This is a genomic window from Lysobacter soli, assembly GCF_003382285.1.
GTDB classification, from domain to species: domain Bacteria; phylum Pseudomonadota; class Gammaproteobacteria; order Xanthomonadales; family Xanthomonadaceae; genus Lysobacter_J; species Lysobacter_J soli.
Window position 1 is genome coordinate 189,749 of sequence record NZ_QTJR01000004.1, and the last position, 24,435, is coordinate 214,183.

The window sequence follows — 24,435 nt, forward strand, 5'->3', positions numbered from 1 at the left end:
TGGGTCCCGGCTTTCGCCGGGATGACGGTGTAGGCCGCGATGACGGTGTAGTTGGGGAATGGCGATCACGCCGATGCCAGGATCACGCCTGCGATTAGCCCCTCTCCCGCCTGCGGGAGAGGGGTTGGGGTGAGGGCGAAGGCAGCGATATCGGCGGACTTGCCCTCACCCTAACCCTCTCCCGCGCGCGGGAGAGGGGACCACAAGCGCCTCACCTAACCGGCGGAATCGCCGCGCCCAGCACCTGGCGTTGGAAGTCGGCCATCTCCCTGCGGGTGACGCGGCCGTCATGGTCAGCGTCCATGTGCTCGAACAGCGCGCGGGCGCCGGCGGCGTGTTCGGCGGCGGTGACCACGCCGTCGCCGTCCAGGTCCATCGGCATCGGGTCGTCGATGGGCGGGGCCGGCGACACCGGCGGTGTGACGGGCGCGGGCTGCGTTGCCGGATCGGGCGGAACCACCGGGGCCGGGGTCGTCGGTGAGCTCGTTTGCGCCGAGATGACGATGGGCACGGCCACAATGGCCAGAACGAGCATTGCGCGGATTGCGACCTTCATGACCCCACCCCAGCAGGACGATTCCGGCCGACACCCTAGCGGGGCGGCTGTGTGCGTGATTTCACGGCGTAAGCGACCCGCTCCGGCCGCGCACGTCCCGGCCACCGCCCCCCTCGCGCTCGCGCTCGCGACGCTGCTCTTCCACCCCCCTGCCCCGGCGCAGACGGTTTCGCCCGACGCCACCACGCTCGACACCGTCGAGGTGCTCGGCGCGCGGCATTCGCTGGCTGATTTCCCCGGTTCGATCAGCGTCATCGAAGGCGACACGCTGCGCGCCGGCCAGCGGCAGGTGTCGTTGGCCGAATCGCTGGTGCGCGCGCCCGGCATCACCGTGCTCGATCGACAGAACTACGCGCAGGACCTGCAGGTGCAGAGTCGCGGCTTCGGCGCGCGCTCCACGTTCGGCATTCGCGGGATCAAGCTGATCGTCGATGGCATTCCGTCGTCGGCGCTCGACGGCCAGGGGCAGGCGGCAAGCTTTCCGCTGAGCGCACTCGACCGCATCCAGGTGCTGCGCGGTCCGCTCGCTCTGCAGTATGGCAACGCCGCCGGCGGGGCGATCGTCGGCGAAACCGCGTTCGATGGCCCCGCCGCCGAAGTCGAAGGCTGGATCGGTTCGAATTCCAGCGCGCGCGTGGCCGCCGGTTTCGAAGGCACAAGTGCGAACGACGCGTGGCAATGGCGCGCGCTCGGCAGCTGGTTCACCACCGATGGCGATCGCCCGCACAGCGCGGCCGAGCGCGCGCAACTCGACGGCGTCGCGCAGTACACGCCGAACGATCGCGCGCGGCTGCGCATCGTCGCCGGCGCGCTGAGCCAGCCGTATACCGACGACCCGCTCGGCCTCACGCGCGAGCAGTGGGAACGCGATCCGCACGGCACCGATCCGGTCGCCGAACAGTTCGACACACGCAAGAAGATCGACAACGCGCAGCTCGGCGCGCGATGGGAAGACGAATACGCGCAAGGTCGCGAGTATTGGATCGGCGGTTACGGCGTGACGCGCGACGTCGTGCAGTTCCTCGCGATCCCGCCCGTCGCGCAGCGCGCGCCGAGCAGCGCGGGGGGCGTGATCGACCTTGGTCGTCGTTCGTCCGGCGTCGATGCGGGGCATCGCTGGGAATTCGCGCGCGGCGCACTGACGCTCGGCGCCGAAGCGGGTTGGCTCGACGAACAACGCCGCGGCTACGAGAACTTCGTCGGCGACGAACTCGGCGTGCGCGGACGGCTGCGTCGCGACGAGGACAACCGCATCCGCAGCACGGAGGCATTCGCGCTCGGCGAACTGCGACCCGCGCAGGACTGGACCGTGCTCGGCGCGGTGCGTCGCGCGAAGCTGCGCTTCGAATCGGACGACCACTACATCGCGCCCGGCAACGGCGACGACAGCGGCTCACTCGACTACGGCGAAACCGCGGCGGCGCTGGGCGTGTCACGCGCATTCGGCGCTGGCGAAATCTTCGCCAGTATCGGCCACGGCTTCGAAACGCCGACGGTGACCGAGCTCGCGTACCGCCCCGACGGCAGCGCCGGTTTCAACACCGAACTCGAGCCGGCGCAGTTCGACACGGCGGAAATCGGTGCGCGCTGGCGCTTTTCGGCGGGCAAGGCGAGCGTGTCGGCGTATCGCATCGATGGCGAGGACGAGATCGTGCCGGCCGATAATCGCGGCGGCCGCGCGAGTTTCGCCAACGCCGGACGCACGCGGCGCGAAGGCATCGAGGCCGGCTTCGAAGGCCGCTTCCATCCGCAATGGTCGTACGCGCTCACCGCCAACTGGCTGCGCGCACGCTTCACCGAAAGCTTCTCGTACACCGTGCTGACCAGCGGCGTGGAGCGCGTGCAGGTGGTGGAGGCGGACAATCGCATCCCCGGCATTCCGCGCGCCGACGGCTACGCGGAGCTGGCCTGGAACACGCACGACGGCCGCACCAGTGCCGCCGTCGAGATGCGCGCGAGCGAAGGCGTTCCGACCGACGACCGCAATACCGATGCGTCGAACGGCTACACGACGTTCGCGCTGCGACTGCAGTGGCGGGCGGCAAACAGCGGGTGGTACGGATTCGCGCGCGTGGATAACGTGTTCGACCGCGATTACGTGGGCTCGGTGATCGTGAACGAAGGCAACGCACGGTATTTCGAACCTGCGCCGGGGCGCGCCTTCACGCTGGGACTGGGCTGGAAGGCGGGCGGCTGAACGGCATCGCGCGGCCGCGACGCACGCCGCGCTAGGTTGCGCGGGAGCGTTTCGGCCACGGAGGCAACCATGCGCGCGCGATCATGCGTCCGGATGCGGCGCGATGCACTGACCGCGTGTTGCATCGCGCTTGCGCTCGCGGCGTGCGGTACGACGCCGGAGCCTGTGGCGGTGCCTTCGAAGGAGGAAGCGCGCGAGCAGCCTGTTCCGATCGTCACTGTCACGCGCGGCGAGTTCACGCTCGCCGCCGACAAGCTCGACGTGTGGAACGCGGTCGGACAGATCGTCGTGAATGCGCGCGGCGTGGAGTATCTGGGGCGCGCGCAGATGCTCGACCTCTACTCGCTGCGTTATCGCGGCGTGGAGTTCCTCGTGCTGACCAAGGCGATGACCGCCGCCGAAACGGGCAACGTCATCCGCACGCGCGTCACCGCACGGACGCCGGCGGGCAAACCCATCGACAACGATGCGACGGCGGAGGTGCTCGCGATGCTGCAGCGCGCGTTGCCGGCCGAGGTGGAGCGCGTGCGTGCGCAGCAGGCGAAGCAGAAGAAGAAGCCCGTGAAGCGCGCCAAGCCGTAGCGCGAAACGCACGATTCGTGCACGCGCCATCTACCGTCGCCTCACGCTTGGCGCCCTAGCCTGAGCACGTCTTCCATCGAGGAACGCGGGATGAAGCAGCTCACCGACAAGCACAAGGGCGACACGCGCAGCGGCGTCGGCCGCCAGCCCGAGCGCGACGAACTCGGCCGTCGTCCGACGGAACTGGAGGAAGCCTCCTCGGAAGAGGAAGGCCTGACGCGCGTGGAAGGCGTTCCGAACGGCGGCATGAATCCGGAAGTCGGCGAGCTCGATGCCGATGCGGACGCCGAGCGCGATCCGGACGCGGACGACGACCAGGACGACGGCGACGACAACTCGCTGCCGGGGAAGATGGGTGGAGGGTTGCTGGGGGCGTGATATTGCGAGCGCGCACCGTCATCAGGTGCGCGTTCCGCCACCGCACTCGTGATGTTGTGTTGCGTGTATCCACTGCCCGTGCGTTACGGGCCTGGGTCTCGGCTTTCGCCGGGATGACGGTGCTTTTGCCCTCTCCCGCGAAGGGAGAGGACCAGGAATCGCCGAAGTTACTGCGATGAAAGCGACGCGCGGATCTGCGCGTCGACCGCCGCGATCGCCGTCATGTTCACCACGCGGCGCGGGGTCGAGGCCGGCGTCAGGATGTGCGCCGGCTTGTCCAGGCCCATCAGGATCGGGCCGATCGCCACGCCTTCGGTCATCACGCGCACCATGTTGTAGGTGATGTTCGCGGCGTCGAGGTTGGGCATCACGAACAGGTTCGCGCGGCCCTTCAGCAGCGTGTTCGGGAAGATGCGGTGGCGCAGCTCCTCGTCCCACGCGGTGTCGGCCTGCATCTCGCCGTCGACTTCGAGCTTCGGATACCGCTGCTTGATGAGCTGGAACACGCGGCGCATCTTCGCCGCCGACGGGTTGTCGTGGCTGCCGTAGTTGCTGTGCGACAGCAGCGCGACCTTCGGCTCGATGCCGAACAGCTTCAGGCGGAACGACGCCTGCAACGTCGCCTCGGCGATCTGCTCGGCGGTCGGATCGCACTGCACGTGCGTGTCGAGGAAGAACCACACGCCCTGGTCGTTGATGACGCCGGTCATCGCCGACGTACCGGTCACGCCCGGGTCGAAATCGAACACGCTGCGCAGGTAACCGAGCTTCTTGTGGAAGCGACCGACCAGGCCGCAGATCATCGCGTCGGCTTCGCCGCGCTCGACCATCAGCGCGGCGATGAGCGTCGGACGCGAACGCAGCAGGTTCTTCGCCGCCGCCGGCGACACGCCACGGCGCTCGGTCAGCGCGTGGTACTGCTGCCAGTAGTCGTTGAAGCGCGGGTCGTCGTTGATGTTGGTCAGTTCGAAATCGACGCCCACGCGCATGCGCAGGCCCAGGCGCTTGATGCGCGTGTCGATGACGTCCGGGCGGCCGATGAGGATCGGCCACGCGAGCTTCTCGTCGATCACCGTCTGCACGGCGCGCAGCACGGTTTCCTCTTCGCCTTCGGCGTAGACGACGCGCTTGAGGTCGCTGCGCGCACGGTCGTACACGGGCTTCATCACCAGGCCCGTGCGGTAGATGAACGTGCCGAGCTTTTCCTCGTACGCGCGCATGTCCTCGATGGGACGCGTGGCGACGCCCGATTCCATCGCGGCGCGGGCCACGGCGGGGGCGAGCTTCACCAGCAGGCGCGGATCGAACGGACGCGGGATCAGGTATTCGGCGCCGAACTCCGGGGCTTCGCCGCCGTAGGCCGCGCCGAGGTCGGCCGATTCCTCGCGCGCCAGCTGCGCGATGGCGCGCACGCAGGCGAGCTTCATCGCCTCGTTGATGCCCGTGGCGCCCACGTCCAGCGCGCCGCGGAAGATGTACGGGAAGCACAGCGCGTTGTTGACCTGGTTCGGGTAGTCCGAACGGCCCGTCGCGATGATGCAGTCCGGACGCACGGCCTTCGCGTCTTCCGGGAGGATTTCCGGATACGGATTGGCCAGCGCCAGGATCACAGGGCGGTCGGCCATCGTGGCGACCATTTCCGGCTTGAGGATGCCGCCGGCGGACAGGCCCAGGAACACGTCGGCGCCGCTGACGATTTCCGCCAGCGAGCGCGCGGTGGTGTCGCTGGCGTAGCGCGCCTTGTCGGGATCCAGGTGTTCGCGGCCGCGGTAGATCACGCCATCGCGGTCGAACGCGATGATGTTCTCCTTCTTAAGGCCCAGCGCCACCAGCATGTCCAGGCACGCGATGCCCGCCGCGCCGGCGCCGGTGGTGGCGAGCTTCACGTCCTCGATCTTCTTGCCGACCACTTCCAGCGCGTTGAGCACCGCGGCGCCGACGATGATCGCCGTGCCGTGCTGGTCGTCGTGGAACACCGGGATCTTCATCCGCTCGCGCAGCTTGCGCTCGACGATGAAGCACTCCGGTGCCTTGATGTCTTCCAGGTTGATGCCGCCGAAGGTCGGTTCGAGCGAGGCGATGATGTCGACCAGCTTGTCCGGATCGCGCTCGTCGATCTCGATGTCGAACACGTCGATGCCGGCGAACTTCTGGAACAGCACGCCCTTGCCTTCCATCACCGGCTTGCCGGCGAGCGGGCCGATGTCGCCCAGGCCCAGCACGGCCGTGCCGTTGCTGATCACCGCCACCAGGTTGCCGCGCGCGGTGAGTTCGCTGGCGCGGTTGGGGTCCTCCACGATCGCCTCGCAGGCGAAGGCCACGCCGGGCGAGTACGCCAGGGCGAGGTCGCGCTGGGTCACCATCGGCTTGGTCGCGGTGACCTTGATCTTCCCGGGCGGGCTGAGGCGGTGGTAGTCGAGCGCGGCCTGCTTGAGCTCGTTGGACGACGATTGTTCGGACATCAGGGCGAAAACCACGGGCGGGCCGGTGATTCTAGCCGCTTCCCCGGTGGCGGGCGGACGCCACGGTATGGCGCGGGTGTGCGCCGGTGCGCAGAATGCGTGCCTTTCGCGGCGGAAGAACACGATGGGCACGATGGATCGTACGGGGGCTTGGACCGGCTGGGCGCTGCTCGCCGCCATCGTGGCGATGCAGCTGCCGCTGATCCTCAACCCCGGTTACTACAGCCACGACGAGCTGCAATGGGCCGCCTTCGCCGACCAGGGCGTGTCGATCCGCTCGCTGTGGGCGCAGGTGGATGCGTTCCAGTACCGGCCGGTCACGTTCAGCCTGTGGGTCGGGATGTCGTCGCTGATGTTCGACCGCCCGCCGCTGTTCCATGGCGTGATGGTGGTCTGGGGCGGCCTCAATGCCGTGATGCTCGCGCGCCTGATGATTCGCCTGGGCGTCGGCGCGAAGGCCGCGGCCGTGGGCGCCATCGCGTTCGCGATGAGCGCCTTCGCGGTGCAGACGCACGGGTGGGCTGGCACGCTCGCCGACCTGATCTGGGTGAGCTGCGCGCTGATCGTCGGCCTGTTCGCCACCGCGGACCGGCGCCCGTGGCAGGTCGTCGCGGCGGCGGCGATCCTCACTGCCATCGGGCTGCTTTCGAAGGAATCGGCGATCGTCATTCCCGCGCTCGCGGCGCTGGGTTGGCTGTTCCTCGGACGCGGACGCGGGTGGGGCTCGGCGACGATCGGGGCATCCATCCCGACTGCGATCTACCTCGCGCTCCGCCTCAACGTGATCCTGTTTTCGCCACGCGAAGCGGCGAACTACGAGTGGAGTTTCGCGCTCATCCCGCTGCGCTGGCTCGAATACCAGCTGTTTCCGCCGCTCGCCACGCGTGCGGCCATCACCGGGCTGCTTCCGGGCTCGGCCACCGAGCCGCGCGTGCTTGTGGCCGCGGTGTTGTGGCTGGCGCTGGCCTGGACCTTCTGGCGCGCCGGCGCGCGCTGGCTGTGCGCGTTCCTGCTCGTGGGCGGGGCCGCGCTCGGGCCGGTGCTCGTGCTGGCCGAGTCGGCGAACCAGTACGGCTACGGCTTCGCCGCGGTCGTCGCGGGCCTCGGCGCCGCGGCGTGGTCGCGGGTCGGTCGTGGCGGTCGCATCGTGCTGGTGCTCTGCGCGGTGCTGAGCGTCTGGCACGGCGTGAACGTCATGCGCCGCATGCACGAGGTCGGCACCATCCAGTCGCGCTTCTCGCCGGCCGTGGCGAACGTGCTGGAGGATGCGTCCGCGTACCCCGTGCGCATCCGTGCCGCCGATGTCGGCCAGCACTGGATCTACCTGCGGCTCACCCACGACATTCCGCAGTACCGCGGCGTGCCGATCGGCGATCGCGTCCAGCTGGTCGCGTCCGACGCGCCGGCCGATTACGTGATCGCGAAGGACGGCACGCTCTCGCCCGCCAAGTAGCGCTACAGATCCGGCACGTGGCCGTCGGCGACGATCTTGTCGAGGCGAATCCGGTTGGCGAACAGCGAGAACGCGAGCATGCCGGCGAGGCCGTTCGCACGCGCTACCCAGTGCGGCAGCCAGCGGGCGGGCTTGAGCACGCCGCTGGCGAACAGCGGCTCGAAGCGCTGCACGTCGGCCAGTGTCATCTTGCCGGCGAACAGCCAGCGGCACAGTTGCAGCTTGCGTTCGCGCAGCGCCCAGCGGAAGAACGTGTGCACGCCCAGCAGGCCGCGCAGGTAGACGACATCCTTCGTGAACGCGGTGCCCCCGGTGGTCGGCACGCCGCGGAACACGCGCTGCGCCGAGGCGAAGCTGTCCTCCGGCTTCTGCCCGGAATCGAGGAAGAAGCGGAAAACCTCGATGAAATCGGCGCCGTTGAGCGCCATCGCCACCGCCTCGATGCGCAGGCTGATGCGCTTCATGCGGCCGATGTCGATGCTGCCGGTGATCTGTTCGGCGAACGTCGCCAGGCCTTCCTGCGTGGCGGTGACGCGCGGCGAGGACAGCGCCAGGCTCGGAATCAGCGGCTGCTCGCGGCCGTTGAGCGCGGTGAGCGAATGCACGAACGCCTCGTGCTGCAGCAGCTGGTGGCGGTCGTAATCGCTGAAGGCGGCACCGAAACGCAGGCGGATACGCGTGGCGCCAGCGGCGGCCTTGGCGATCAGGTCCGGATCGAGCACCACGTCGATCACGCGGCCATCGAAGTAGTCGTCCAGCTCGCGCTGCAGCTGCAACTGAAGCGCGGTGGCGGAGATGGTGACGTGCTCGGCCGGCGCCATCAGCTCGTGGTCGAGTTCGTCGGCGATGGAGATGAAATGCCGCGCCGCATCGCGCGTGGTCGGGCCGTCCCCGGGCAGGCACTGGTCGGGGCGGCCGAACAGCTGGATCGAGAGATCGCCGACCGTCGTCGTGCCGACGCTCTCGCACAGCGAGGCGGCGATCGACCAGCTGCGCGCCGACTCCATCAGGTAGATGCCGAGCGGATGCGAGGGATCGGCGGCACTGGCGATCGCGTCCAGTTCGGCGCGCGCGTGGCTGAAGTCGAGCTTCGGGTATTCGGGCTGCGGCAGTCTGACGACGCCGCGGGCGTAATCGGCGAGGAAGTTCACTTCCTGCCCGGCGGGCCAGCTCACCAGGGCGAGCAGGCGGATGTCCCTCACGGCGTCGACCATGCGCGCGTCGAGCGCGGCGTGGTGGCCGATGTCGGGGGAGACGTTGTCCATCGCTTCCTACTCCTCCCCCTGCGTGCAGGGGGACGGAGCAAAGCTGCAGCAGAGCGCGCGGTCAGTGCCGCCCATACTTCTCGTCCAGCCGCTTGTTCAGCGCCTTGCCCTGCACTTTCTCGTCGGCCTTCTGCGCGCGGCGGTTCGCGAGCTTGTTCGCGGCGCCGGCCACTTCATCGCTGAGCTTGAGGTAGTTGGCGAAGCGCTGGGGATCGAGCTTTCCTGCTTCGATCGCCGCGCGCACCGCGCAACCGGGCTCCTTGGCGTGCTTGCAGTCGCGGAAGCGGCACTGCTCGGCGAGCGCTTCGATGTCGCTGAAATTCTCGGCGACGTCTTCCTCGCCGGTCGGCTTGAGCTCGCGCATGCCGGGCGTGTCGATCAGGCAGGCGCCCGAGGGCAACGGGATCAGCGCGCGGTGCGTGGTGGTGTGGCGGCCGCGCGAATCGTGTTCGCGGACCTCGCCGGTCTTCATCTTCTCGATGCCCAGCAGCGTGTTGGTCAGCGTGGATTTGCCGGCGCCGGAGCTGCCGACCAGCACCGCCGTGCGGCCCGGGCCGAGCCATTCGTTGAGCGTCGCGACGCTGGCGGGATCCTTCGCGTTGACCGCGCGCACGGCGACGCCCTGCGCGGCCAGTTCGACGAGGGTGGACATCGCCTCGTCCGCGTCGGCCGCCTCCGCCTGGTCGGCCTTGGTCAGCACGACCACCGGCTCCACGCCGCCGCCGCGGACCAGCAGCAGGTAGCGCTCGATGCGGCGCGGGTTGAAGTCCGCGTCCAGCCCGCACACGACGAAAACGGTGTCGACGTTCGCCGCGATGAGCTGCTGCTGGTAGTGCTCGCCCGCCGCGCCGCGCTTGATCGTGGTCCGCCGCGGCAGCAATGCGACGGCCTTCTTGCCTTCGATCAGGAGCCAGTCGCCCACGCCCGGGCGCTGGTCGATGGTGACCGTGCCCTTGCGGTAGCCCGGCGGCCGCTGCCATTCGGGCAGCGATTCGACCGGGAAACCGGTGTCGGGGCCGTCGGCGACGATGTAGCCGCTGCGATGCTGCTCGACCACGCGCGCCGGTCGGGCCTGTGGATGGGCGGCCATCAGCTCGCGCCACTGGGCCTCGGGGCCTGATGCGCCCTCCGGCGCCGGCGCGTCCGCGGACAGCGGCCAGCCGATCGCCTGGAGGGCGTCGAAAGAGGACATCAAGCGCGTCGGAAGGTTGGGGCCATGGCCCGGGATTCTAGTGCGCCGCGCGCGACGGTGGGCGCGCGGACGCACGCTTGTGCGAATCGCGTTGGAAGTTTCGAAGGAGATCGCCTCCGAAATGGCGCGTTTCGCTGTTCTCGCGCCCGGTTTGGGCTAGTCTGGCCCTCCGAATCCCTTTCCTGCCGCTGCAATGTCCCTGCCCCCCGTGAAGACCCGCGAACGCCTGTCCGAAGTCCGTTACGAGATCCGCGGTGAACTGGCACGGCGAGCCCGCGAGCTGGAGGGCCAGGGGCGCAAGCTGATCAAGCTCAACATCGGCAACCCGGGCGCGTTCGGTTTCCGCGCGCCGGAGCACCTGCAGCGCGCGATCGCCGACCGCATCAGCGATACCGACCCCTACACGCACCAGCAGGGCCTGCCGCAGGCGCGCGAGGCCATCGCCGCGTTCCACAAGCAGCGCGGCACGCCGAACGCGAGCCCGGAGCGCGTGTTCGTCGGCAACGGCGTGAGCGAGCTGATCGACCTGTCGCTGCGCGCACTGCTCAATCCGGGCGACGAAGTCCTGCTGCCCTCGCCCGACTATCCGCTGTGGTCGGCCGCGACCATCCTCAACGACGGGCGCCCGGTCTATTACCGCTGCCTGCCGGAAAACGGCTTCCTGCCCGATCCGGACGAAATCGCGTCGCTGGTGTCCAGCCGCACGCGCGCCATCGTGCTGATCAACCCGAACAATCCGACCGGTGCCGCGTATCCGCGCGAGCTGCTGGAGCAGATCGTCGCGATCGCGCAGCGCCACAAGCTGCTGCTGATGTGCGACGAGATCTACGACTCGATCCTTTACGGCGATGCGAAGTTCGAGCCGATCGCGCCGATCGCCGGCGACCTGCCGTGCCTGTCCTTCGGCGGCCTGAGCAAGGTGCATCGCGCCTGCGGCTGGCGCGTGGGCTGGGCGGTGCTGTCGGGCGACCCGGTCGCCAGCGGCAACCTGCACCACGCGATGGACCTGCTCGGTGCGCTGCGCCTGTGCGCCAACGTGCCGGGACAGTTCGCCATCGAAGCGGCGCTGCACGGCGAAGACACCATCGCGCCGCTGTGCGCGCCAGGTGGTCGCCTGTTCGAGGCGCGCCGCGCGGTCATCGAGAGCATCGAGCAGAGCCGCCACCTCGAACTCGTCGCGCCGGCCGGCGCGCTGTATGCGTTCCCGGCGGTGACCGGCGCGGCGGCGCAGGGCTTCGACGATCACCGTTTCGCGCTGGAACTGCTGGAAACCGAAGACGTCCTCGTCGTGCCGGGTTCGAGTTTCAACGTGCCGTACCGCAACCATTTCCGCGTGACATTGCTGCCGCAGCCGGACGACCTGCGCGAAGTGTTCCGCCGCGTTGAACGCCTGCTCGACCGCTACGCGCAGGCCGATGCCGACGCGCAGGTCGCGGTGGCCTGATGGCGAACGCGCCCGCCACCGCGCTGTCCTTCCTCGCCCTGGGCGACAGTTACACCATCGGCGAAGGCGTGCCCGAAAGCGGCCGCTGGCCGGTGCAGCTGGCCAAGGCGCTGCGCGAAGAGGGCATCGCGCTGGCCGATCCGCGCATCATCGCGACCACCGGCTGGACCACCGACGAGCTCGCGTGGGGTATCGACGGCGCCGAACCGCTGGGCGAATGGGATTTCGTCACGCTGCTGATCGGCGTGAACAACCAGTACCGCGGGCGCAGCGCGATCGACTTCCGCGGCGAGTTCGAAACGCTGCTGCAGCGCGCGATCCGCTACGCGCGCGGTCGCGCAGACCGCGTTCTCGTGCTGTCGATTCCAGACTGGGGCGTGACGCCGTTCGTGAAGACGACCCAGGCGACGCCGGAACAGGTCGCCACCGAGCTCGACGCCTACAACGCCGCCGCGCAGGTGGTGTGCGAGGCGCATGAGGTCGCGTACGTCGACATCACGCCGATCTCGCGCGAACGCGGCGCCGAGCCGGAGATGCTCGCCGACGACGGGCTGCATCCGTCTGCCGCGATGTACACGCTGTGGACCGCGCTGGCGCTGCCGGCCGCGCGTTCGCTACTGCAACGCTGAAGGAACCCACGTGAACGCAGACGGCCTGATGGTCCGCCCGCTTCCGCCACAGCGCGCGGACGACATCGCGCGTGCGTTCCTGCCGCGCTGGTACATCCGGTACGACTACTACTACGCGCGCACCAAGCTCGGCACCGATCCGCTGTATCCCGGCGTGTGCGACGTGCTTCGCGGCACGCGCGCGCCGCTGCTCGACATCGGTTGCGGGCTCGGCCTGCTCGCGCATGCGCTGCGTGCCGACGGGCAGACGATGCCGTATCGCGGGGTCGACAACGATGCGAGCAAGGTCGAACGCGGCCGCCGCGCCGCGGCGCGTTGCGGGCTCGACGGCGTGGAATTCGGCACGGCGGACCTCGGCGCGCAGTTGCCCGCGCATCGCGGCAGCGTGGCGCTGCTCGACGTGATGCAGTTCGTGCCCGAAGACGCCCAGATGCGCGCCATCGACACCTGCATCGGCATGCTCGAACCGGGCGCGAAGCTGGTCATCCGCACGGGGCTGGCGGACGGCAGCCATCGCGCGCAGGTCACCCGCGCGGTGGACGTGTTCGCCAAGGTCGTCGGCTGGATGAACGCCGCGCCGATCCACTATCCGGACGCGGAAATGCTTCGCGCGCGCTTCGATGCCGCCGGCCTGCGTTCGGAATTCGTGTCGCTGCGCGGGAACACGCCGTTCAACAATTTCCGGATCGTGGCATCGCGCGATTAAGCGGTTCGCCGCCTCGGGTTGCAGGAGCCGGTTCCAGTTCCTCCGGCAAGACCGTCCCGAACCCGAGCGCCTTCAATCGCACCAGCAGCGTCGCCAGCGTTTCCACGTTGCGCCCATGCGCCGCGCCTTCGTGCAGCAGCACGATCGCACCGGGCGCAAGGTCGCGTTCGATGCGCGCCACCACACCGGCCGGATCGCGCAGCACGGCGTCGTAACCCCGCGCCGACCACGCCACACGCGCGAGGTCGTGACGTTTCAGCGATGCGGCGACGAACGGATTCGACATGCCCACCACCGCGCGGAACCAGCGCGGTCGCGCGCCCGTGAGAAAGGTGAGGGCCGCCTGCGCCTCGTCGATCTGTTGGCGCATCGCCCGCGGCGGCAGCGCCCAGAACCACGCCTGCGGATGCGTGTGGCTGTGCTGCCCGATGCCGTGGCCGCGGCGGACGATCTCGGCGACCAGCTCCGGCCGCGCCTGCGCGCGCTCGCCGACGAGGAAGAGCGTGGCCTTCGCATCGTGCTGGTCGAGCAGGTCGAGCACCGCGCGGGTGTCGTCGGACGGGCCGTCGTCGATGGTCAGCCAGACGACGCGCTCGTTCGTCGGCAACCGGCTCAACACCGGGCTGAGGAGGCGGGATTGCGGGCGCAGCGTGGCCCAGACGAGCGCGCCGTGCGTGACCAGCAGCGCGGGCAGGCCGGCCTTCCAGCCCCAGAGCCACCAGATCGCCACGACGGCGGCTTGCGAGAGTCCGAAGATCCAGGCCCATGCGTGCGGGTGGCGGGGCGGCTGGTGGAGGGGCGTGGGCATGAGGGGATGGTACGCAAAGACTGGAATATCGCCGCGACGGCAAGGGGCTGGGCGTCTGAGCCCCTCTCCCTGCGGGAGAGGGGTTGGGGTGAGGGGCAACGAAGCGGGAGCGGCGACCAATCATTGCGTTACCGCGCAGGGGGTGTTGCTTGGATCCAGCGCGAACCACATCGGCTTCGGAGACCAGAATGGATTCCAGCTTTCGCTGGAATGACGAGCATGGTGGTTCGCCGAGCCCTCAGCGCAGGGAGGCTGCAGGCCTGGGCCCCGGCTTTCGCCGCGATGACGGTCAAAGGCGACGCCGGGTTGCCAAACCCCTTCCCCGCCCCCACATGCACCCCATTCCCACCCGGTAGTCCGCCCATGTCGCTCGACCCCGCGCTGCGTTCGCGCATCGAAACCCTGCTGCAGTCCAACCGCGTCGTCCTGTTCATGAAGGGCGCGCCCGAAGCGCCGCAGTGCGGGTTCTCGGCCAAGGCCGTCGGAGTGCTCAACGCGCTGCTGCCGGACGGCTACGCGCACGTGAACGTGCTGGCCGACGCCGACATCCGCGAAGGCATCAAGCAGTACGGCAACTGGCCGACGATCCCGCAGCTGTACATCGACGGCGAGCTCGTCGGCGGCAGCGACATCGTCGAGCAGATGGCCGGCAGCGGCGAGCTGCACACCGCGCTCGGCCTGCCGCCGCCGGACCGCCGTCCGCCGGAGTTCACCATCACGCCCGAAGCGCTCGACATGCTGCGCAGCGCCATCGACAACGCCGGCGGCGGGTATGCCGTACAGATCGACATCGACGCGCGCCATAACGTGCGCCTGCAGCTGGCGCCGATCGACGCGAACGCGGTGGCGATCGAGATCGAAGGCGTGCGCCTGCAGACCGACGCGCTGCAGGTTCGTCGCGCCGACGGCATCAGCATCGACTGGGTCGACGACGAGCGCGGCCGCGGCCTGGCCGTGACGCATCCGCTCGCCGCACCGCCGGTGCGGACGCTGTCGCCGCACGAGGCCGACGCGCGCGTTCGCGCCGGTGCGCTGCGCCTGGTGGACGTGCGACCGGCCGACGAGCGCTCGCTGGCCGCCGCGCCGGTCGCCTTCGACACGCTCGACGGCGGCATCGAGCCCCTGCAGGCGCTGCCGAAGGACACGCCGCTCGCCTTCCTGTGCCATCACGGCGGCCGCAGCCAGCAGGCGGCGGAACACTTCCGCGGCCTGGGTTTCCGCGAGGTCTACAACGTCGTCGGCGGCATCGACGCGTGGGCGGACTTCGACGCGGCGATCCCGAAGTACTGATTCGGGATTCGGGATTCGGGATTCGGGATTCGGGATTCGGGATTCGGGATTGCAGGAGCGTGTCCGAAGCCGTCATCCCGGCGAAAGCCGGGACCCAGGCCCGTAACCCGCGGGCACTCCCGCGCCGGTGAACACCATCACCGTCGTTCCCGCGAACGCGGGGATGACGGCGCTTCTTCTGCACGACACCGCTCGCCTCACCGCATCCCCGCCACGCTTCGCCGCGTGGAACCGCAACGTGCCGGCCGCAACGCTTAGCCTCAGGCCTGCGGCGCTTGCCGCGCACGTTTCCCGAACGCCGTAGCCGCTCCCCGGACCTCGCGTCCCCGGCTACGGCGTTTTTCTTTGCCTCAGAAGCCGCCACCGGCGTCGAGATAGGCCTGTTCCTCGGCGGTCGTTTCGCGACCCAGGATCGCGTTGCGATGCGGGAAGCGGCCGAAGCGCGCGATCACGTCGCGATGCTTGATCGCGTATTCCAGATAGCCCCTGCCGGCATCGCCGCCCAGCGTCGAGGCCAGCGCGATCGAGCGCTCCTGGTCTTCCATCGACTCGGAATGTTCGAACGGCATGTAGAAGAACGGACGCAGCGCCGCGTCGACCGCGAGGTCGTCGCCGCGATCGATCGCGCGTGCCGCGTAATGGCGCGCGAGCGGGTCGGTCGCGAACGCGTGGCCGCTGCCGCGGAAGGCGTTGCGCGGAATCTGGTCGAGCAGCAGGCACAGCGCAAGCGCGCCGTCGGCGGTCTCCATCCAGTGTTCGAGCTCGCGTCGCGCCGCGGTGAAGTGCGCATCGAGGAAATCGCCACAGCGCGCGTCGAACGCGTCGTCGCGCGCGAACCAGCGTTCGTAGCCGGCCTGGTGCCAGAAGGTGAGGAGGTCCTGCGGAGTGGTGTGCATGGGCGCGGGATAGAGGGCTAAAGCCGAAGGCTAATGCATGCGTTCTGGTGATCGGGTGTTCGCGCGTCGCGCCCTCACCCCATCTCTCCCGCATGCGGGAGAGGAGCCTGGATCAGCGACCGCATTCACAACGACTCATCGCCCAGCTGCGTCTCCAGTTCCTCCGTCCACAGCTGCGTGATGCTTTCCAGCGTCACGGCGTGGATCAGCGGGCGGATCGCGCCGCCGGCGTAGGACTGCGAAACGAAGCGCGCGTAGCGCTCGCGGAACTGCAGCCAGCTGCGGTGCGCGTCGTCGAAGACGGCGAGCGTTTCCTCGTCGAGCTGGCGACGCAGGTGCGCGACCACCGTCGTCAACCGCGCATCGGCGCTGTGGAATTCCTCGAGTGCCTGCTGGTTCATGTCGCGCTGCGTGACGGCCGAATCGTCGCTCTGTCGCGCGACTTCCTCGGCCTTGGTGAAGTAGTTGTCGGCGATGCGCGCCGCCGTTTCGGCCTTGCCGATCAGCCGGTGTTCGAGGCGACGCAGGTCGTCGAGATTGGTGTTGGATTCGTCGAGCCCCTGCTTGAGGTCGAGCAGTTTCTGGTTGCGTTCGATCGCCTCCACCGCGCTGCGTCGTTCGACGCGGCGCTGGAGGAAATAGAACCCCCAGGTCAGAACGGCGCCCAGCGCCAGATACAGCAACTTCTCCATTTTGGGCCTCCCCGGCACGCTCCTTTCCACGGAGGACAGTGTGCCTGCGGGAGGTCGCATGCACTGCGACCTGTGGCGAGCCTTGGAGAGGCGTGCGCGAGGCCCTCTTAGAGGCCTCCACGGCGCCTTGACACGATCTCCACAAGACTGAACGGACGGTCTTCGTGCCGAGCGAACGGGCCCTTGGTTACGCTCGGATGGACCGTCCCCCTGGTCCGATTCCCGCAAGCACACCGCCCCGCTACCGTTTCCCTGAGGGAAATCCCATGAAACAGATGCTCCTCGCCGCCATCCTGCTGGCGGGCCTGTTCGTTCCCGGTTTCGCCTTCGCGCAGTACGACTGCTTCCTGGTCTGCACGCCTGCGCGTGTCTACTGCCAGCCTTCGGGCGCACCCGCGCCGCCCATCGCGAAACTGTGCGGCGCCAATTCGCTGGCGACGCAATCGTTCGCCACGGCGCTGGACACTTCGGATGCGTCGCAGGCCCCGCCGCCGGCGTGCACGGCGCAGCAGGTATTCGATGAAGACACGCAGACCTACGAGTGGCAGATGGTCTGCGACTGACGCGGTTGTTCGCACGTGCACGAAAACACGAAGGCCGGCGATTGCCGGCCTTCGTTCGTTGCGGTGCCCGTACGGGTTCGTCACTCGTCGAAGCGGAGGTGGCGCACCGACTTTCCGTTTCGACGGATCAGCTTCAACGCTTCGATGCCGACGTTGATGTGGTTGTCGACGTAGTCCGCCGATACGCGCGCATCCGACGCTTCGGTCTTCACGCCTTCCGGGATCATCGGCTGGTCCGACACCAGCAGCAGCGCGCCGCAGGGAATGCGGTTCGCGAAGCCGGCGGCGAAGATCGTCGCCGTTTCCATGTCGATGGCCATGCAGCGCATCGCACGAAGGCGTTCCTTGAAGGCCTCGTCGTGTTCCCAGACGCGACGGTTGGTCGTGTAGACGGTGCCGGTCCAGTAGTCGAGCGCGAGGTCGCGGATCATCGTCGACACCGCGCGCTGCAGCGCGAAGGCCGGCAGCGCGGGCACCTGCGGGGGCAGGTAGTCGTCGCTGGTGCCTTCGCCGCGGATCGCCGCGATCGGCAGGATGAGGTCGCCCAGCTGGTTCTTCCGCTTCAGGCCGCCGCACTTGCCCAGGAACAGCACGGCCTTGGGCGAGATGGCGCTGAGCAGGTCCATGATCGTCGCGGCATTCGGGCTGCCCATGCCGAAGTTGATCATGGTGATGCCGTCGTGCGTGCAGCTGGGCATCGGGCGGTCCATGCCGACCACCGGCGCGCCGGTCATGCGCGAGAAGATGTTCACGTAACCGCCGAAGTTGGTCAGCAGCACGTGTTCGCCGAACTGGTCCAGCGGCACGCCCGTGTAGCGCGGCAGCCAGTTGTCGACGATCTGTTCCTTGTCTTTCATGGGGGATGGCTCCTCTTGTAGTTGTGTGTGCTGCAGTACGCATCCAGTCCGATGCGCCTAATCGGGCATTGTGTCACGCCGTCCATGACCATCGTCAGGGTTGGCATCGCCGCGCCGGCGCGGCTACGGTGGGGCGTTGTGAGCCGTACTCACCCGGGGACCTCCATGCATCGACCTCTCGCCGCCGCGTTGCTCGCGGCGCTGGCGATCGGCGCCGCGCACGCCGCGCCGCCGGATTCGCCAGGCAACCCGCAGGCCGGCTCGTCGGCCAAATCCCGCTCCCGCTTCACCGAAGACCCCTATCCCAGCACCTACCAGCGCATCGCCGCCGCGCCGGTGCTGATCTCCGGCGCGACCGTGCTCACCGGCACCGGCCAGCGGCTGGACGGCGCCGATGTCCTGCTGCAGGACGGCAAGGTAGTCGCGGTCGGCAACGGCCTGCAGGCGCCAGCCGGCGCGACCCGCGTGGACGGCACCGGCAAGTGGGTGACGCCGGGCCTGATCGACGTGCACTCGCACCTGGGCGTCTACCCGAGCCCCGGCGTGAGCGCGCACAGCGACGGCAACGAGATGACCGCGCCGGTGACCCCGAACGTGTGGGCCGAGCATTCGGTGTGGCCGCAGGATCCGGGCTTCGCCACCGCGCTGGCCGGCGGCATCACGTCGCTGCAGGTGCTGCCCGGCAGCGCGAACCTGATCGGCGGCCGCGGCGTGACGCTCAAGAACGTCGCGGCCACGACCTACCAGGGCATGAAATTCCCGGGCGCGCCGTGGGGCCTGAAGATGGCCTGCGGCGAGAACCCCAAGCGCGTCTACGGCGGCAAGAGCGGCCCGGCCACGCGCATGGGCAACGTCGCCGGCTACCGCGCCGCGTTCATCGACGCCAGCGAATACCTCACCAAGAACGGCGGCAAGAAGAAGGACGAGCCGGAGAAGAAGCGCCGCTGGTGGCAGTCGGCCAACGACGCCGGCGAGAGCGACAAGGACACCGGCGGCAAGCGCGACCTGAAGCTCGACACGCTGGCCGGCGCGATCAACGGCGACATCCGCGTGCACATCCACTGCTACCGCGCCGACGAGATGGCGGTGATGCTCGACCTGGCGAAGGAATTCGGCTTCAAGGTCGCCGCGTTCCACCACGGCGTGGAGGCCTACAAGCTGGCCGACCGCCTCGCCGCCGAGAACGTCTGCGGCGCGCTGTGGGCCGACTGGTGGGGCTTCAAGATGGAAGCCTTCGACGGCATCCAGGAAAACATCGCGCTGGTCGATCGCCCGCCCAACAGCTGCGCGATCGTGCATTCGGATTCGGAGGAAGGCATCCAGCGCCTCAACCAGGAAGCGGCCAAGGTGATGGCGCACGCGAAGCTCGCCGGCATGGACATCCCGCCCGAGCGCGCGATCCGCTGGATGACGCAGAACGCCGCCAAGGCGCTGGGCATCGACGCGGAAACCGGCACGCTGGAGCCCGGCAAGATGGGCGACGTCGTGGTGTGGAACGGCAGCCCCTTCAGCGTCTACGCGCACGCCGAACAGGTGTACATCGATGGTGCGCGCGTGTTCGATCGCAACGACCGCTCGCGCCAGCCGGTCTCGGATTTCATGCTCGGACAGGGCGCAGCCGCCGGCACGAGCGCAGGAGGTGTGGAATGAGGCGCTTCATCGAGTTCCGTCGGTCTCGGCACAACCACCCGGTCGACACCTTCGAACTGGCGTGCTGCGAACGCGACGCGGGCTGGTCGCGGTGGTATTCGCCCACGCGCAGTTTCCTCTTCATCGGCCTGCTGCTGGCCTCGATGGGCGCTGGCGCGCAGGAGCTGCTGATCCGCAACGCCACCGTGCACACGGCCGGCGCGCAGGGCACGCTGAAGAACGCCGACGTCCTCGTCTCCGGCGGCACGGTCCGCGCCGTCGGCACCGGGCTGTCCGCACCGGCGGGCGCGCAGGTGGTCGACGCACAGGGCCGCTCGGTGACGCCGACGCTGTTCGGCGGCATCACCGAGATCGGCCTGGAGGAAGTCTCCGGCGAGAAGGACACCGTCGACAACACGCTCGCGCTGGGCGCCGACACCAAGCAGATGACGGTGCGGCCGGAGTTCGACGTGACGCTGGCCTACAACCCGGACTCGATCCTGGTGCCGGTCACACGCATCGAAGGCATCGGCTGGACGCTGCTCGGCGCCGGCACCGCGACGGGCGGTTCGATCGTCGCCGGCCAGGGCGGCATCGTGCGCCTGGACGGCAGCGCCGATCCGATCGGCCCGCGCGAGCTGTTCCTGCGCATCGGCGGCGACGCGGCCGGGCTGTCGGGCAATTCGCGCGCGGCGCAGTGGATGATCCTGGACCAGCTGATCGACGAAGTGCGCGGACGCATTTCGCCCGACGCCAACGCCGCGCTGCTGACGCCGGCCGGTCGCGCCGCCCTGGCGAAGTACATCGGCGGCGGCGGTCGCGTGGTGGTCGAGGTGGATCGCGCCGCCGACATTCGCCAGCTGCTGCGCTGGTCGCAACGCCACAACGTGCGCGTGGCGATCGCCGGCGGCGCCGAAGCGTGGCGCGTGGCGCCGATGCTCGCGTCGGCGAAGGTGCCGGTCTTCGTCAATCCACTCGGCAACCTCCCGTCGGATTTCGACAAGCTCGGCTCGACGATGGAAAACGCGGCGCGCCTGCGCGCGGCGGGCGTGCAGGTCGGCTTCACGCAGGCCGGCGATGCGTCGCACAACGCGCGCAAGATCCGCCAGCTCGCCGGCAACGCGGTGGCCAATGGCCTGGCGTGGGAGGACGGCCTCGCCGGCCTGACGCGCGTGCCCGCCGAAACCTTCGGCGTCGCCGACCGGCTCGGCACCATCGCGCCGGGCAAGCGAGCCGACCTGGTGCTGTGGAGCGGCGATCCGCTGGAAGTGAACGCCGTCGCCCTGCAGGTGTGGATGGACGGCCGCGCGATCCCGATGCGCAGCCGCCAGACCGAACTGCGCGACCGCTACCTGAAGACCGCCGCCCCGGCCGCCGACGGCGGACTGCCGCGGGCGTATCCGGCGTCGGGGCGGTGAGGTAAAGCCGGTCCCTTCTCCCGCTTGCGGGAGAAGGTGCCCCGAAGGGGCGGATGAGGGGGAGTGAGGGCAGCTGCGTTTGATCGCCCTCACCCCAACCCCTCTCCCGCAAGCGGGAGAGGGGCTTCGCTTGGCGGCAAGGCGACGCCGTATCCTGACCGCCTCGCGCCACACCCGCGCGCCACGCACAGGACGCCCGCCATGCCTCCGCTTCCGCACGTCGACTTCAACTGGGTCGCGGCGATCGCCGCCGCCGTGTCTTCCTTCGTCCTGGGCGGTCTCTGGTACGGGCCGCTGTTCAAGCGCGCCTGGTGCCGCGAGGCCGGCATCGATCCGGACACCGCGCCGCGTCATCCCGCGCGCATCTTCGCCACCGCGTTCGTGTGCAGCCTGCTGGCGGCGGTGATGTTCGCCAACTTCCTGCCGCCCACCGCGACGGCCGCCGACGGCTTCGGCGCGGGCTTCGTGGTCGGCCTGTTCTTCGTGGCGATGAGCTTCGGCATCAACTACGCCTTCGCCCAGCGCAGCCTGAAGCTGTGGATGATCGATGCCGGCTACCACATCGCCCAGTTCTGCCTGTACGGGCTGATCCTCGGCGCGTGGCATTGAGGACGCCTGCATGGACGCCTCGCTGACCTGGTACTTCGACTTCATCTCCCCGTTCTCGTACCTGCAGTGGCAGCGGCTGAAACCGTTGCTGCGCGAGCGCGAGGCGGCCGGCACGCCGGTGCGGCTGGCGCCGATCGTGTTCGCAGCGGTGCTCGACGCCCGCGGGCAGAAGGGTCCGGCGGAAATCCCCGGCAAGCGCGAATTCACCTACCGCCACGTCCTGTGGCTGGCGCGGCAGGCAGGCGTGACGCTGCGCTTCCCGCCGGCGCATCCGTTCAATCCGCTGGCGTCGCTGCGGCTGAGCATCGCCGCCGGCGATACGCCCGAAGCGGTGGATTCGATCTTCGACTGGATATGGACCCACGGCCGCCCGGGCGACAGCGTCGAGGCGCTGGTGCCGCTGATGGCCGCGCTGGACGTCCCCGCCGACGCGCTCGACGCCGACCAGACCAAGGCCGCCTTGCGCGCGAACACCGATGCGGCCATCGCCGCGGGCGTCTATGGCGTGCCGACGCTGTCGATCGGCGACGAGCTGTTCTGGGGGTACGACGCCACCGACTTCGCCCTCGCCGCGATGCACGATGCCTCGCTGCTGCAGGACGAGGAAATGCGCCGCGTGAGCGGCCTGCCGGTGGGTCTGCAGCGCCGGCGCTGACGCGCAGCGTCATGCGGCGGCGCCGCACGGACATCCGTCTCGGACAAGGTATGCTGGCCGTCACACTTCGAAAGCCAGCGCTCTTTCCGGGAGGGGAACCATGCGCATCGGTCTCGTCGTCGATTCCGCCTGCGACCTGCCTTTGCAATACCTCGAGCAGCACGAGGTCTCCGTGCTGCCCATCACCGTCCGCATCGGCGAGGCGGTGCTCGCCGATCATCGCGACGAGCAAGCCACGCTCGAGTTCCTGCACGCCCACGTCGCCGAACGCGGCCACGAGGCGCAGACCATGCCGTACACGGTCCAGCAGATCCAGGACCTGTTCCTGCAGCGGCTGGTGATCGATTACGACTACGTCTTCTGCATGACGATCACGAAGACGCGCAGTCCGATCTTCGACAACGCACAGCAGGCGAGTTTCGCGATCCTCAACGACTACAAGCCCGTGCGCGCCGCGGCGGGCAACGCGACGCCGTTCGCGCTGCGCGTGGTGGACACGCAGAACCTGTTCGCCGCGCAGGGCGTGACGGCGGTGGAAGCCATCCGCCTGCGCGCCGCGGGCGAAGGCGCGCCGAAGATCCGCGCACGGCTGGAGCACCTCGCGCTGCATACGCAGGGCTACATGGTGCCGCCGGATCTCTATTACCTGCGCAATCGCGCGCGCGCCAAGGGCGATCGCAGCGTCGGTTTCCTGAGCGCGGCGCTCGGCAGCGCGCTGGACATCAAGCCGATCCTGCACGCCAACCGCGGCGAAACCGGCCCGGCGGCGAAGATCAAGGGCTTCGAGCCGGCGGTGCAGAAACTGTTCGAGCACGTCTCCCAGCGCGTGGAACGCGGCGAACTGCTGACGCCGACGATGTGCCTGAGCTACGGCGGCGAACTCGAAGGCCTGCGCGCGCTGCCCGGCTACGAACGCCTGCGCGATGCCTGCGCGTCGAACAACGTCGAGCTGTTCGAAAGCGTCATGAGCCTGACCGGCATGGTCAACGTCGGCAAGGGCGCGGTGGTGGTGGGCTTCGCGGCCGAAGGGCAGAAGTTCACTGCGTGACGCACGCGGCGGGCGGCTTCGGCGCCCGTCGCATCCATCACGGCGCGGGGATATTCACGTCCATAAACTGGACGCTCCTATCAGGAGACCCACGATGGCCACGCGCTATTACATCCGCCTTCCCGACGCGCAGCGCGCGCGCGGCGGCGATTCGTCGCTGTCTTTCACCGCGGTCAGCCCCGACGGTTTCGCCGAGCAGTTGCAGGCCGCCCTGCGCGAGCCGTCGCTGTTCGAACGCTGGAAGATGAAGCAGGACGATCCGGACGCGGTCGATCCCGCGCTGGGCGAAACCGATCCGGATGCCGTCGTGCAGGGTGCGCAGCACGACCTGCACATCGACCTCGTCGCGACCACGCGCATCGGGGGCGAAATCCTCCGCCAGCGCCTGCGCTGGCTGGCCGGCAGCGCATGGGAACTGAGGGACGTCACCGCGGCATGAGCCCGCGGTTGCTGTCGTGGAGCGGCGGCAAGGATGCGGCGTGGACGCTCCACGCCATGCGCCAGCGCGGCGATGAGGTCGTCGCGCTGCTCACCACGATTACCGACGAATACGACCGCGTGTCGATGCAGGGCATCCGCCGCGACATCCTGCACGCGCAGGCCGACGCCGCCGGGCTTGCGCTGATCGAAGCGCGCATCCCGGCGCAATGCGACAACGCGACGTACGAAGCCTCCTTCGCCGATGCGCTTTCGCGCGCACGCGAGCGCTGGCCCGACATGGACACCATCGCGTTCGGCGACCTGTTCCTCGCCGACGTGCGCGCGTGGCGCGAGTCGCTGTGCGCGCGTCTCGGCTGGAATATCGACACGCCGCTGTTCGGACGCGATACCGCGCGGCTCGCGCGCGAGATGCACGACGGCGGTTTGCGCGCACGCCTGTGCTGCGTCGATACCGAGCAACTCGACGCGCGCTTCGCCGGCCTCGCGTTCGATGCTGCGTTGATCGCGCAATTGCCCGATGGTTGCGATCCCTGCGGCGAGAACGGCGAGTTCCACACGCTCGTGCACGACGGCCCGATGTTCCGCGCACCGTTGCAGGTGCGCGAAGGCGAAACGGTGCTGCGCGACGGACGCTTCGCCTACACCGATTTCGCCATGGCCTGAGC

General features: G+C 69.0%; 23 protein-coding genes and 1 pseudogene. 16 read left to right on the plus strand and 8 right to left on the minus strand.

What is annotated here, in order from left to right; all coding sequences use genetic code 11:
• Window positions 1-211: 211 nt before the first annotated feature.
• Complete coding sequence (locus DX912_RS08090; RefSeq protein WP_220340772.1) at window positions 212-556, minus strand: EF-hand domain-containing protein; 345 nt, start codon at window positions 554-556, stop codon at window positions 212-214.
• 55 nt (window positions 557-611) lie between these two features.
• Between DX912_RS08090 and DX912_RS08095 the strand changes: the two genes are divergently transcribed.
• The 3 genes from DX912_RS08095 (at window position 612) to DX912_RS18370 (ending at window position 3,713) form a co-directional block, all read left to right on the plus strand.
• Window positions 612-2,753 (plus strand): TonB-dependent receptor family protein, encoded by a 2,142-nt coding sequence (locus tag DX912_RS08095; RefSeq protein ID WP_181902761.1) that lies wholly within the window; start codon window positions 612-614, stop codon window positions 2,751-2,753.
• A 171-nt stretch (window positions 2,754-2,924) separates the two neighbouring features.
• Window positions 2,925-3,335: a hypothetical protein gene (locus DX912_RS08100; protein WP_147298599.1), complete on the plus strand. Its 411-nt coding sequence runs from the start codon at window positions 2,925-2,927 to the stop codon at window positions 3,333-3,335.
• Between the two features lie 90 nt (window positions 3,336-3,425).
• Complete coding sequence (locus DX912_RS18370; RefSeq protein WP_157031308.1) at window positions 3,426-3,713, plus strand: hypothetical protein; 288 nt, start codon at window positions 3,426-3,428, stop codon at window positions 3,711-3,713.
• 167 nt (window positions 3,714-3,880) lie between these two features.
• Here the strand turns inward: DX912_RS18370 and DX912_RS08110 are convergent, their stop codons facing one another.
• Complete coding sequence (locus tag DX912_RS08110) at window positions 3,881-6,175, minus strand: NADP-dependent malic enzyme (protein ID WP_115841983.1); 2,295 nt, start codon at window positions 6,173-6,175, stop codon at window positions 3,881-3,883.
• Between the two features lie 133 nt (window positions 6,176-6,308).
• Between DX912_RS08110 and DX912_RS08115 the strand changes: the two genes are divergently transcribed.
• A complete protein-coding gene (locus DX912_RS08115; RefSeq protein WP_147298600.1) occupies window positions 6,309-7,628 on the plus strand; it encodes a hypothetical protein in 1,320 nt (439 codons plus the stop codon).
• A gap of 2 nt (window positions 7,629-7,630) precedes the next feature.
• On the opposite strand, the gene DX912_RS08120 is transcribed toward DX912_RS08115, so the two are convergent.
• Window positions 7,631-8,893, minus strand: a complete 1,263-nt coding sequence (locus DX912_RS08120) for a flavohemoglobin expression-modulating QEGLA motif protein (protein ID WP_115841985.1) — start codon at window positions 8,891-8,893, stop codon at window positions 7,631-7,633.
• Window positions 8,894-8,954: 61 nt separating this feature from the next.
• Window positions 8,955-10,085 (minus strand): ribosome small subunit-dependent GTPase A, encoded by a 1,131-nt coding sequence (gene rsgA, locus DX912_RS08125; protein WP_115841986.1) that lies wholly within the window; start codon window positions 10,083-10,085, stop codon window positions 8,955-8,957.
• A gap of 193 nt (window positions 10,086-10,278) precedes the next feature.
• Here rsgA and DX912_RS08130 point away from each other — a divergent pair, with 193 nt between their 5' ends.
• From DX912_RS08130 to DX912_RS08140, 3 genes are read left to right on the plus strand one after another with little or no spacing between them, the layout of a single operon-like run.
• Complete coding sequence (locus DX912_RS08130) at window positions 10,279-11,529, plus strand: aminotransferase class I/II-fold pyridoxal phosphate-dependent enzyme (protein ID WP_115841987.1); 1,251 nt, start codon at window positions 10,279-10,281, stop codon at window positions 11,527-11,529.
• Window positions 11,529-12,158 carry an SGNH/GDSL hydrolase family protein gene (locus tag DX912_RS08135; RefSeq protein ID WP_115841988.1) on the plus strand — a complete coding sequence of 210 codons (630 nt, stop codon included), beginning with the start codon at window positions 11,529-11,531 and terminating at the stop codon, window positions 12,156-12,158. Before DX912_RS08130 ends, DX912_RS08135 begins: the two co-directional genes overlap by 1 nt.
• A 28-nt stretch (window positions 12,159-12,186) precedes the next feature.
• Window positions 12,187-12,864: a class I SAM-dependent methyltransferase gene (locus DX912_RS08140; protein WP_115842087.1), complete on the plus strand. Its 678-nt coding sequence runs from the start codon at window positions 12,187-12,189 to the stop codon at window positions 12,862-12,864.
• A gap of 61 nt (window positions 12,865-12,925) precedes the next feature.
• Here the strand turns inward: DX912_RS08140 and DX912_RS08145 are convergent.
• Window positions 12,926-13,672 (minus strand): annotated as a pseudogene (locus DX912_RS08145) (polysaccharide deacetylase family protein); the annotation flags it as partial.
• A 363-nt stretch (window positions 13,673-14,035) separates the two neighbouring features.
• On the opposite strand from DX912_RS08145, the gene grxD reads away from it, so the two are divergent.
• Window positions 14,036-14,962: a Grx4 family monothiol glutaredoxin gene (gene grxD, locus DX912_RS08150; RefSeq protein WP_115841990.1), complete on the plus strand. Its 927-nt coding sequence runs from the start codon at window positions 14,036-14,038 to the stop codon at window positions 14,960-14,962.
• Window positions 14,963-15,312: 350 nt separating this feature from the next.
• Here the strand turns inward: grxD and DX912_RS08155 are convergent, their stop codons facing one another.
• Window positions 15,313-15,858, minus strand: a complete 546-nt coding sequence (locus DX912_RS08155) for a DUF924 family protein (RefSeq protein ID WP_115841991.1) — start codon at window positions 15,856-15,858, stop codon at window positions 15,313-15,315.
• A 125-nt stretch (window positions 15,859-15,983) separates the two neighbouring features.
• Entirely contained in the window at window positions 15,984-16,550 is a 567-nt protein-coding gene (locus DX912_RS08160) for a lysozyme inhibitor LprI family protein (protein ID WP_181902762.1), read from the minus strand.
• Between the two features lie 266 nt (window positions 16,551-16,816).
• Here DX912_RS08160 and DX912_RS08165 point away from each other — a divergent pair, with 266 nt between their 5' ends.
• Window positions 16,817-17,113, plus strand: coding sequence for a hypothetical protein (locus DX912_RS08165; protein WP_115841993.1), 297 nt, complete (start codon window positions 16,817-16,819; stop codon window positions 17,111-17,113).
• Window positions 17,114-17,193: 80 nt separating this feature from the next.
• Here DX912_RS08165 and DX912_RS08170 read toward each other — a convergent pair whose 3' ends face one another.
• Window positions 17,194-17,970, minus strand: a complete 777-nt coding sequence (locus DX912_RS08170; protein ID WP_115841994.1) for an AMP nucleosidase — start codon at window positions 17,968-17,970, stop codon at window positions 17,194-17,196.
• 165 nt (window positions 17,971-18,135) lie between these two features.
• Between DX912_RS08170 and DX912_RS08175 the strand changes: the two genes are divergently transcribed.
• From DX912_RS08175 to DX912_RS08205, 7 genes are all read left to right on the plus strand, one after another.
• The gene (locus DX912_RS08175; protein WP_115841995.1) at window positions 18,136-19,620 is read left to right on the plus strand and encodes an amidohydrolase; all 1,485 of its coding nucleotides are present in this window, start codon (window positions 18,136-18,138) and stop codon (window positions 19,618-19,620) included.
• Window positions 19,617-21,017 carry an amidohydrolase family protein gene (locus DX912_RS08180; protein ID WP_233433529.1) on the plus strand — a complete coding sequence of 467 codons (1,401 nt, stop codon included), beginning with the start codon at window positions 19,617-19,619 and terminating at the stop codon, window positions 21,015-21,017. Before DX912_RS08175 ends, DX912_RS08180 begins: the two co-directional genes overlap by 4 nt.
• Before the next feature lie 201 nt (window positions 21,018-21,218).
• Complete coding sequence (locus DX912_RS08185; RefSeq protein WP_115841996.1) at window positions 21,219-21,626, plus strand: DUF1761 domain-containing protein; 408 nt, start codon at window positions 21,219-21,221, stop codon at window positions 21,624-21,626.
• 10 nt (window positions 21,627-21,636) lie between these two features.
• Entirely contained in the window at window positions 21,637-22,281 is a 645-nt protein-coding gene (locus DX912_RS08190; protein WP_115841997.1) for a 2-hydroxychromene-2-carboxylate isomerase, read from the plus strand.
• 100 nt (window positions 22,282-22,381) lie between these two features.
• Window positions 22,382-23,329 (plus strand): DegV family protein, encoded by a 948-nt coding sequence (locus DX912_RS08195; RefSeq protein WP_115841998.1) that lies wholly within the window; start codon window positions 22,382-22,384, stop codon window positions 23,327-23,329.
• A 94-nt stretch (window positions 23,330-23,423) separates the two neighbouring features.
• Entirely contained in the window at window positions 23,424-23,768 is a 345-nt protein-coding gene (locus DX912_RS08200; protein WP_115841999.1) for a hypothetical protein, read from the plus strand.
• Window positions 23,765-24,433 (plus strand): Dph6-related ATP pyrophosphatase, encoded by a 669-nt coding sequence (locus tag DX912_RS08205; RefSeq protein ID WP_115842000.1) that lies wholly within the window; start codon window positions 23,765-23,767, stop codon window positions 24,431-24,433. Before DX912_RS08200 ends, DX912_RS08205 begins: the two co-directional genes overlap by 4 nt.
• Window positions 24,434-24,435: the final 2 nt, after the last annotated feature.